Here is a 10,791-nt window from a genome sequence, read left to right as displayed (position 1 = left end):
CAATGTCATTAAGTTAAGAAATTCAAATACAATTCTGTATTTGGGTTTCTTTTTTTATGTGCTAAACTGATAGTTAAGGAGGTACTTCCTATGATAAAACAGATAAAAGCCCACTTGAATAAGAGTATTCAGAGTATCCTTGGTCAAAAAGTTGAGCTCGTCAAACAAGATGAACAGGCCTTTACTCGTAAAAGAAGGTTATCACTAGAAACCATGATTCGTACCATTCTGGGAATGGGAGGAAAATCACTGTCAAAAGAATTACTAGATGCTAGACTGACAGTTTCAAATTCAGCCTTTGTTCAAAGACGCTATCAGATAAAACCTGAGGCTTTCTATACCTTATTTAAAGAATTTACAGCACCTATTCCACTTAACACCAATCTTCCGATATTCGCTGCAGATGGGAGTGATATCTGTATTCCTCGAAATCCCATGGATACAGAAACCTCTATCCAAACCCAAACGGATGTTAAATCCTATAATCTCATACACATAAATGCCCTATACGACTTGACGACTGGAGTGTATAGAGATGTTTCTATTCAAGACAAACATACGCAACATGAGCGCTTAGCTCTGATTCAGATGATGAAGGCTTCTCCCTTTCGAGAAAGCTCTTGTTATCATGGATAGAGGCTATGAAAGTTACAATCTCATGGCTCATTTTCAAGAAAAAGGATGGCTTTATATCATCCGAATTCGAGATGGAAAACAATCCATGCGTTCCTCCTTCAACTTGCCAAATACAGAGTGTTTTGATCAAAACTTTTCTCTAAAATTATCACGAAAGCAAACCAATCAGCTCAAAAAACTTTATCGTGATTTCCCCAATGACTATCATTTTATTCCACACAATTCTACTTTTGATTTTCTTCCAGAAACAAGTCAAAAACATGACCCTGTTGAACTATACCAACTTCCTTTTCGTTTGGTGCGTTTAGAAGCGGAAGAAGGAAAATACGAAACTTTGGTGACAAATACAGACTATTCAGTCCAACAATTAAAAAATCTCTACGCCAGCAGATGGGGCATAGAGACTAGTTTTCGTGACCTGAAATACAGTATTGGCTTGGTCAATTTTCATGCCAAAAAGAAGGAAGGGATTCTCCAAGAAATCTTTGCCCGATTTACAAATTTTAACTTTTGTCGTTGGGTAACCTCGCAAGTTGCCATCGACAGTAGTCACAAAAAACAAAGATATAAAGTGTGTTTCTCAGATGCGACTTATGCCTGCCGTTTGTTTTTTAACGGTTCCCTTTCTTCTCTCCAGTTGAAAAACTACCTCAAGAAACAGTTATCTATTATTCGACCGAATCGAAAATATCTAAGAAAAATAAAGGCCCAATCGGTAATTGATTTCATCTATAGAGTAACATAAATCTCAAAAAATAGGGTGAAAAAACCTTTATTTGTTATGCAAAAAAAATAGAAGATAGGATAGAGAATCACTTTGATGATCTCAATCCTATCTCCTATTCAAATAGTTAGATTACTAACTTAATGACATTGACTTCCTGTCTCTTCTCTTTTAGTCTAGAATTATCCTTCGATTTGGAAATGTTTTAAGCTTGACAAGTATAGCGCTCCACCAATGATGAGGATAATTCCACCAATCCATCCCAAGAACGGAATCAATGATACTACCGATCCAACGATAAATAAGATAGACGGAGCAAGTGAGATACGCTTGTCATCCTTATAGTAGACAAGAGTGAGAATTCCTAGGATTAGAGTTGCGATTTTTACTAAAGTAAAAACAAGGAAAACAATTCCCAAAACAATTCCCGCAAAATCTTCATTTTCAGAAATAGCTGCAATCATAACGATAACGACTGGTAAAATTGCTAAAACAGCTCCTGCAATGATCCCAATAATTCCATCAACTTGTGCAAGTGTTTTTGTCTTCATAAATGTCTCCTCAAAATTTTATTTAATCGTTATTTTACCATATTTTAGTTTTTATTTAAAGTTTTTACCAGCCTGGTATGGAATTGATGATTCCTTTACTGGATCTCTATACGAGGTAAACCAGTGATATTTCAAGTTTTATAGTTCTATTTTTACTTGTTATTTTACATTATGTTCAGTCATTCAAGTATTCCACTTATTTTTTCATAACCTCGTGAAATATTCTCACTCAAATCAGAAACTATATCTAACTTACCTCTAATTAGTAGAGAAGTATTTATCATTAGATTTGTTGCTAATCTTTAGCATCACCCATTTATTAGTTTAGGTTATACTCATCATTTATTTTTTGATTATTCTATTATTTTTGAGGTTAACTTTAGTTACAAGTCAGTTTCATTCTCAATCTCGATTATCTTCTAGATTTTCTAACTGTTTATATTTTCTATTTTGGCAGTTTAAACCCTTATGTAAGGCTATCTGAGTTAAATATCCGTTTTCTTGTTCTATGCCTTACTCAGATTTAATTTAGTGCTCTTGATCGTTTCTGATAGAACTATACAACTAGTATTAATAAATTGTTGACTATTTTACATACAGCAATTTTTCCGAAATATCGTTATCAGGAAAAAATTTAATTTATCTGACTCCAAATAGTTAAACGAACCTTAAAATCAAAAAACCGTAAGAAGAAATTCTTACGGTTCTTCTAGCAATATCAAAGAATAATCATTCTCAATTTTGCTTTATTTGAGCTTTTTATTTACTCTTCTTCCTCGCGTTTTTTAGCGATGAGGAGTCCTCCTGTCGCTGCTGCAAGAAGTGCTAGAGCAAGTGAAGCGCTAGATTGTTTTGTACCAGTGTTTGGTAATTCTTTAGCACCCGCTTTCTTAGCTGGAGTGTTATCAGAAGCTGGAGCTGCATTAGCTGCAACAGTTACTTTAACTGGAACTTCATCCTTAGATCCATCTGGATATGTTACGACAACAATTGCATCTTTTTCACCTGGTGTTGTTGTGTCTACTGGTGTCTTGTACTCAAACTTAGTTCCTGATGGAAGATCACCTACGTTGCCGATTGAATCTTTAGCGTTTGGTTTGTCACCTGGTTTAACTGTTTGATCTTTAGCGGTTGGAGTGTTCTTGTCCGCATCTGTAATTGGAGTTACAGGCGCTGGTGTGTTTGGAGTTACTACCTTAACAGTTACTGGAACTTCATCCTTAGAACCATCTGGGTATGTTACGACAACAATTGCATCTTTTTCACCTGGTGTTGTTGTGTCTACTGGTGTCTTGTACTCAAACTTAGTTCCTGATGGAAGATCACCTACGTTGCCGATTGAATCTTTAGCGTTTGGTTTATCACCTGGTTTAACGGTTTGACCTTTCGCTACTGGGGTGTTCTTATCCGCATCTGTACGTGGATCTTTAACAGTTACTTTAACTGGTACTTCATCCTTAGAGCCATCTGGGTAAGTTACGACTACTGTTGCGTCTTTTTCACCTGGTGTTGTTGTATCTACTGGTGTCTTGTACTCGAATTTAGTTCCTTCTGGAAGATCACCTACGTTGCCGATTGAATCTTTAGCGTTTGGTTTATCACCTGGTTTAACGGTTTGACCTTTCGCTACTGGGGTGTTCTTATCCGCATCTGTACGTGGATCTTTAACAGTTACTTTAACTGGTACTTCATCCTTAGAGCCATCTGGGTATGTTACGACAACAATTGCATCTTTTTCACCTGGTGTTGTTGTGTCTACTGGTGTCTTGTACTCAAACTTAGTTCCTGATGGAAGATCACCTACGTTGCCGATTGAATCTTTAGCGTTTGGTTTGTCACCTGGTTTAACTGTTTGACCTTTCGCTACTGGGGTGTTCTTGTCCGCATCTGTACGTGGATCTACTACTTTAACTGTTACTGGAACTTCATCCTTAGATCCATCTGGGTAAGTCACAACGACGGTTGTACTCTTATCACCTGGGGTTGTTGTATCAACTGGAGTCTTGTATTCAACTGTAGTGCCACTTGGAAGATCACCTACGTTACCAATTGATTTCTTAGGATCTGGAGTTTCACCTACATTGACTGTTTGGTCCTTAGGTGCTGGCGTGTTCTTATCCGCATCTGTTTTTGGATCTACTACTTTAACTGTTACTGGAACTTCATCCTTAGATCCATCTGGGTATGTTATGACTACTGTCGCGTCTTTCTCACCTTCTGTGGTTGTATCTACCGGTGTCTTGTACTCATATGTAGTACCACTTGGAAGATCTGAAACATTACCAATTGAGTTCTTGGCATCTGGTGTGTCGCCAATATTAACAGTTTGATCTTTAGCTACAGGAGTATTTACATCAGCTTGAGTTGGATTTGCGGCTACAGTAACCTTAACTGGGACTTCATCCTTAGAACCGTCTGGGTAAGTAACCACTACAGTAGCGTCTTTCTCACCTTCTGTGGTTGTATCTACCGGTGTCTTGTACTCATATGTAGTACCACTTGGAAGATCTGAAACATTACCAATTGAGTTCTTGGCATCTGGTGTGTCACCAACTTTAACAGTTTGATCTTTCGCTACTGGGGTATTCTTATCTGCGTCTGTACGTGGATCTTTAACAGTTACCTTAACTGGTACTTCGTCTTTAGAACCGTCTGGGTAAGTAACCACTACAGTAGCGTCTTTCTCACCTTCTGTGGTTGTATCTACCGGTGTCTTGTACTCATATGTAGTACCACTTGGAAGGTCTGAGACATTACCAATTGAGTTCTTGGCATCTGGTGTGTCGCCAATATTAACAGTTTGATCTTTAGCTACAGGAGTATTTACATCAGCTTGAGTTGGATTTGCGGCTACAGTAACCTTAACTGGGACTTCATCCTTAGAACCGTCTGGGTATGTAACCACTACAGTAGCGTCTTTCTCACCTTCTGTGGTTGTATCTACCGGTGTCTTGTACTCATATGTAGTGCCGCTTGGAAGATCTGAAACATTACCAATTGAGTTCTTGGCATCTGGTGTGTCACCAACTTTAACAGTTTGATCTTTCGCTACTGGGGTATTCTTATCTGCGTCTGTACGTGGATCTTTAACAGTTACCTTAACTGGTACTTCGTCTTTAGAACCGTCTGGGTAAGTAACCACTACAGTAGCGTCTTTCTCACCTGGTGTTGTTGTATCCACTGGTGTCTTGTACTCAAATGTTGTGCCGCTTGGTAGGTCTGATACATTACCAATTGATCCTTTAGCGTCTGGTGTGTCACCCTTGTTCACTGTTTGATCTTTAGCGGTTGGTGTGTTCTTGTCCGCATCTGTGCTTGGATCAACTACAGTTACTTTAACTGGCACCTCATCCTTAGATCCATCTGGGTATGTTACGACAACTGTTGCGTCTTTTTCACCTACAGTTGTTGTATCTACTGGTGTCTTGTACTCAAACTTAGTTCCTGATGGAAGATCACCTACGTTGCCGATTGAACCTTTAGCGTCTGGTGTTTCACCCTTGTTCACTGTTTGATCTTTAGCGGTTGGAGTGTTCTTGTCCGCATCTGTACTTGGATCTTTAACAGTTACTTTAACTGGAACTTCATCCTTAGAACCATCTGGGTAAGTTACAACAACGGTTGCTCCCTTATCGCCTGTTGTAGTTGTATCTACTGGATCTTTGAAGGCATAGGTTGTACCACTTGGGAGATCTCCTGTATTACCAATTGAATTCTTAGCGTCTGGTGTTTCACCCTTCTTAACTGTTTGATCTTTAGCTGTTGGGGTGTTTTGATCTGCTTGTGTTGGGTTTTCTACTACCTTAACAGTTACTGGAACTTCATCCTTAGATCCATCTGGGTAAGTTACAACAACGGTTGCTCCCTTATCGCCTGTTGTAGTTGTATCTACTGGATCTTTGAAGGCATAGGTTGTACCACTTGGGAGATCTCCTGTGTTACCAATTGAATTCTTAGCGTCTGGAGTTTCACCCTTGTTTACTGTTTGTTCCTTAGCTGTTGGAGTGTTCTTGTCAGCGTCTGTTGCTGGTTTTGTAACTGTAAATTTAAATGTTTCAGTTACAGGTTGTCCATCAGCACCTTTTACTGGTTGACCATTTTTACCAAGAACTGTGATCGTTACTTCTGATTCACCTTCAGTTGTTGGTGTGCCTGTAATTTGTTTTGTTACTGGGTCGTAAGAAACACCATCCGGAAGTCCTTCAACCTTGATAGAACCATCTGTAGGAACTTTCTCTACTGTGACAGTAACTGGTGTGATTTCTTTTCCTACTACACCTGTTTGATCATCAATTGGAGTAATTTTTGAAGCGATTGAGTTTGGATCTTTAGTGTTTGTACCATCTGTTGTTTCGTCTGAATCTTTGACACCATCATTATCATCATCTTCATCCGTTACATCTGGGATCTTATCACCATCAGTATCCAACTTAAAGGTAGCCTTGGCTGTATCAGTTGAGTTGTCTTTGTATGTTACTTTGACAGGTACTTCAACTTCTTCAACTGTTGTTCCTGGCTTAGCTTCAACAGTGATTTTTCCTGTATTTTCGTCGATTGATACAGTGTAGCCTTCTGGAGCTACAAAGTCAGATGGAATACTATATTTAGCACCTTCTGGAGCTGGTGTATCTTTCCCACCTTTATCTGTGAAAGTTGGCGTTGCTGTAGCAGGGGTTCCTGGTGTTACAAGTGTGTCAGCATATTTTGGAGTGTATTTGTCTGTTTCTTCATCAAGAACAGCAGTGAATGAATCAAGTGCCAATGCTGAATGAAGGTCACTTGTGTCTTCGCCTTGGAGGAATACAGCTGATGTATAGATTGCTGGTTCTGTAAGATCATTTGGCACAGTGAGTGGTACTGACTTAGCAGTTCCTTCTGCTGTTGACATTACAGTTGTTGCTTCACCGATTGCTTTACCATCTTTGAACCAACGGATTTGGTATTCGCGTGATGGCATAAGTCCACCAGTAGTACTTTCAGCAGTATTTCCTGGTTTTGCAAAATGATCAGAATTGTCATATACCAAGATGTCGTGCATTGGTTGTGGTGCGATTAGGGCAAAGTTTGTATTTGAAATATTTGCTGCCGCAAGTGATGAAGGTCCTACTGGAAGAACGGCATCTGACGTACCTTCAAACATATTTGATTGGTAGTTATTGCTCCAAATAGCATAGTCATTGACAAGAACAGTGGCATAAACATAATCCGTATTAATGTGACGGTATTTTTGTCCAATAGTTCCATTCCACTTCATAAGATGTTCATTGTCTAAATCTTCATCTTTAACAAGTGTTCCAAACTCTGCATCTGAAATTTTCTTAGAAAGTCCACTGTTAGCCTTATCAGCGCTCACACCATAAAGACCACGGAATGGAATACGATAGTAACCGTCTTTATCAACTGGTACTACAACAGTTTCAGCGATATGTGAACCTTTACCATTCTTAGCTTCATATTCTTTGATAATTTCAGCTTGAGCAGCTTTGAAATCATCAAGTTTGTAGTTTTTGTGTTCTTTTTTCCATTTGTCAAAAAGACGAGTCACTTCATCATTTACGTATGAAGCCGCTACTTTAACGTTTGTAGCATTGATATCGTAGCTGTCTTTTTTATACATACGTGCGTCAGAACCACTTGGGTCACGAAGTTCGTACCACACTCTACCACGGATTGTACCATAATCGCCTTTACGTGAAAATTGGCCGTCTGCTTGGTCACCTGTCTGACGGTCTGCTTCTGGTTTCAAGAGATAGTCTTCAGAATTTGGTTTTTCTTGAAGAACTACTTGACCACCAACAATACGGTTGATACCAGCCGTGAAATCCCAAGTTTCATTTAAACGGCTAAGACGTCCGTGGAAACCTGTACGTTGGTCACCTGATTTGATGACAGTGTATTTTGTTGGATCTGGATTTTCTACCCAAGTACGAATAGCAAGCTTAGGGTCTCCTGCAAGTTGAAACTCACCTGTGGCTCCTAGACGGTTTGCTACCGATTTAGACAAGTCAAATACAAAAGTTCCATCTTGTTCACTTGTTGTCTTATAAACTGGTGACACAAAACCTTTACCAGTTACATACTGAAGGTAGACATTTACACCACCAAGGCGTTTTGCATCTTCTTGGTTATCGTTATTGACTGTTCCATTACGGTAAAGCCAAACTGTTCCTTGATAAGTTTGCTTTTCACCCTTCACACCCGGACTGTAGATTGCTTTCTTTTGAGCTTCATTCTGAAGTTCAGAGTCAAAAGAGCGTGTAGTTCCATTTACTGGAGAAAGGGCACGACGTGAACGTGTAGGAGCTTCCGAAGTAGCTTCTGCCTTGACTTTAACTGTTTGAGAAGCTGACAATGTTGCGCTTGATCCGTCTGCAAATGTTACAATCGCAGATCCATCATTGCTAACTTGAACAGAAACTGCAGTCGGATTTGAACCTTTAATCGCTTCAGTAACATTTGAAATTTCTTCAGCAGTTAATGCTGATGCATCCGCTACTGTTGTCAAGCTTGGTGCTTGAACAGAATCTGATTCTTTTGTAGTTGCTACTACTGGTGCAGCAGAAGGCTCTGTAGCTTTCTCCTTAGCATTAGCTTCTGGAGCAGTCGCAAGTACTGGTTTCGTATTAGCTTCTGTAGCTATTGGAGCTTCCACAGCAGGTGCTCCGTAAGTTTCACCTTGATTCTGAGTCTCAGGTTTTACAGTTGTATCCTTAGCACTTGAATCTACTGGATCAGTTTGATCAGCTTGAACTGATGGAGCGACTAGTGCTGCTCCAACCGCAAAAACAAGCGAACAACCAAATAGGAAATGTTTCCCTTTTTTGATCATACGCCAGTTCTTTTGTTCTGCATTTTTACGATTAAAATACATGTTTGTATCTCCTTTTTTGTATTTTTTAGCATTTTATATGCTACATACATTTTTATTATAAAACATTGGTTAAAGAATGTAAAGAGCTTTATAATGTAAAATCATTTGCAAAATTTTCTATTTTTTACTTTTATCCTTGTTTTTTACACTTTATCGTTTAAATCATATTCATATTTTCTTATATGTTAACATCATCTAATTCTAGGGGCTTAACTCCTAAATAGAAAAACGAGAATCTCTAAAAACAGAGATCCTCATTTTCTAATAATGATTCTTACTAAATAGGAAAGAAATCCAACCTCTGGAACCTTAAAAACCACACAGCGATTCTTTAACCTTGATTGTTCTCAAGTCTTGAATCTCTGTGTGGTTTTATGACGAGGCTAGTCTTTTCTCTTAGCCTTTTCTAGCAAATTACAGAATTCATATTCTTAAATTTACCTTATTTGAGTAATTTCTTACTCTTCTTCCTCGCGTTTTTTAGCGATGAGAAGTCCTCCTGTCACTGCTGCAAGAAGTGCTAGTCCAAGTGAAGCGCTAGATTGTTTAGTACCAGTGTTTGGCAATTCTTTCGCTCCTGCTTTCTTAGCTGATCCTTGAGCAGGTGACTCTTGGTTAGCAGCTGTAACAGCTTTTTCAGCTGGAATGACTGCTACTGATCCATCCGCAAAAGTAACAACTACTGAGCCATCATTGTTGACAACGATATCTTTCGCAGTTGGGTTAGCTTTCTTAACTTCTTCTGCTACTTTAGCTTTTTCAGCGTCAGTCAAGTTGCTTGGATCTGTAACCGGAGTTACTGATGGATTCTTAACTCCATCTGATTCCTTAGCTTTGTCTGATGATTTCTTAACTGTCTTATCTGATGGAATAACCGCTGTGGTACCATCTTCAAAGGTTACAACTACTGATCCGTCTTTGTTAACCTTGATATCTTTTGCAGTTGGGTTAGCTTTCTTAACTTCGTCCGCTACTTTAGCTTTTTCGGCATCTGTCAAGTTGCTTGGATCTGTAACTGGAGTTACCGATGGATTCTTAACTCCATCTGATTCCTTAGCTTTGTCTGATGATTTCTTAACAGTCTTATCTGCTGGGATAACAGCTGTGGTACCATCTTCAAAGGTTACAACTACTGATCCGTCTTTGTTAACCTTGATATCTTTTGCAGTTGGGTTAGCTTTCTTAACTTCGTCCGCTACTTTAGCTTTTTCGGCATCAGTCAAGTTGCTTGGATCTGTTACTGGAGTTACTGATGGATTTGTAACTACTTTATCAGCTGATTTCTTAACTGTCTTATCTGCTGGGATAACGGCTGTTGTACCATCTGGGTAAGTTACAGTTGTTGTACCGTCGTTGCCAACTTCTACCTTACTTACTGTAGGGTTTGATTTCTTAACTTCGTCGGCTACCTTGGCTTTTTCCGCATCAGTCAAGTTGCTTGGATCTGTAACTGGGGTTACTGATGGATTTGTAACTACTTTATCAGCTGATTTCTTAACTGTCTTATCTGCTGGGATAACGGCTGTTGTACCATCTGGGTAAGTTACAGTTGTTGTACCGTCGTTGCCAACTTCTACCTTACTTACTGTAGGGTTTGATTTCTTAACTTCTTCTGCTACCTTAGCTTTCTCCGCATCAGTCAAGTTGCTTGGATCTGTTACTGGGGTTACTGTTGGATCCTTAACAGATTTGTCATCTGATTTCTTAACTGTCTTATCTGCTGGAATTACAGCTGTTGTGCCATCTGGGTAAGTTACAGTTGTTGTGCCATCTTTGTCAACCTTAACGTCAGTTACTGTTGGGTTTGATTTCTTAACTTCTTCTGCTACTTTACCTTTTTCCGCATCAGTCAAGTTGCTTGGATCTGTTACTGGAGTTACTGATGGATCCTTAACAGATTTATCAGATGATTTCTTAACTGTCTTATCGGCTGGGATAACGGCTGTTGTGCCATCTGGGTAAGTTACAGTTGTTGTACCATCGTTGCCAACTTCTACCTTACTTACTGT

3 protein-coding genes and 1 pseudogene are annotated in these 10,791 nt (G+C 39.1%); 1 reads left to right on the top strand and 3 read right to left on the bottom strand.

Annotated features, from left to right (window positions below):
- Nucleotides 1–90 precede the first annotated feature (90 nt).
- Nucleotides 91–1,381, top strand: a pseudogene (locus TZ96_RS10465) (IS4 family transposase).
- Between the two features lie 161 nt (nucleotides 1,382–1,542).
- Here TZ96_RS10465 and TZ96_RS05700 read toward each other — a convergent pair.
- The 3 genes from TZ96_RS05700 to TZ96_RS05690 form a co-directional block, all read right to left on the bottom strand.
- Nucleotides 1,543–1,911 carry a hypothetical protein gene (locus TZ96_RS05700; protein WP_045763266.1) on the bottom strand — a complete coding sequence of 123 codons (369 nt, stop codon included), beginning with the start codon at nucleotides 1,909–1,911 and terminating at the stop codon, nucleotides 1,543–1,545.
- 763 nt (nucleotides 1,912–2,674) lie between these two features.
- Nucleotides 2,675–8,782 carry a Rib/alpha-like domain-containing protein gene (locus TZ96_RS11060; RefSeq protein ID WP_142322027.1) on the bottom strand — a complete coding sequence of 2,036 codons (6,108 nt, stop codon included), beginning with the start codon at nucleotides 8,780–8,782 and terminating at the stop codon, nucleotides 2,675–2,677.
- 458 nt (nucleotides 8,783–9,240) lie between these two features.
- Nucleotides 9,241–10,791, bottom strand: a 1,551-nt coding sequence (locus tag TZ96_RS05690) for an LPXTG cell wall anchor domain-containing protein (RefSeq protein ID WP_045763265.1), incomplete at its 5' end; no start/stop codon positions are given.

The sequence above is a fragment of the Streptococcus infantis genome (genome assembly GCF_000963255.1).
In the GTDB taxonomy this organism is placed as follows: domain Bacteria; phylum Bacillota; class Bacilli; order Lactobacillales; family Streptococcaceae; genus Streptococcus; species Streptococcus nidrosiense.
The sequence above is the reverse complement of the archived record's forward strand: the minus strand, read 5'-3'. Positions and strand labels throughout refer to the sequence as shown.

Bases quoted from the DNA above. Each gene is read 5' to 3' on its own strand.
- TZ96_RS05700 (WP_045763266.1), bottom strand. From the start codon at position 1,911: ATGAAGACAAAAACACTTGCACAAGTTGATGGAATTATTGGGATCATT.
- TZ96_RS11060 (WP_142322027.1), bottom strand. From the start codon at position 8,782: ATGTATTTTAATCGTAAAAATGCAGAACAAAAGAACTGGCGTATGATC.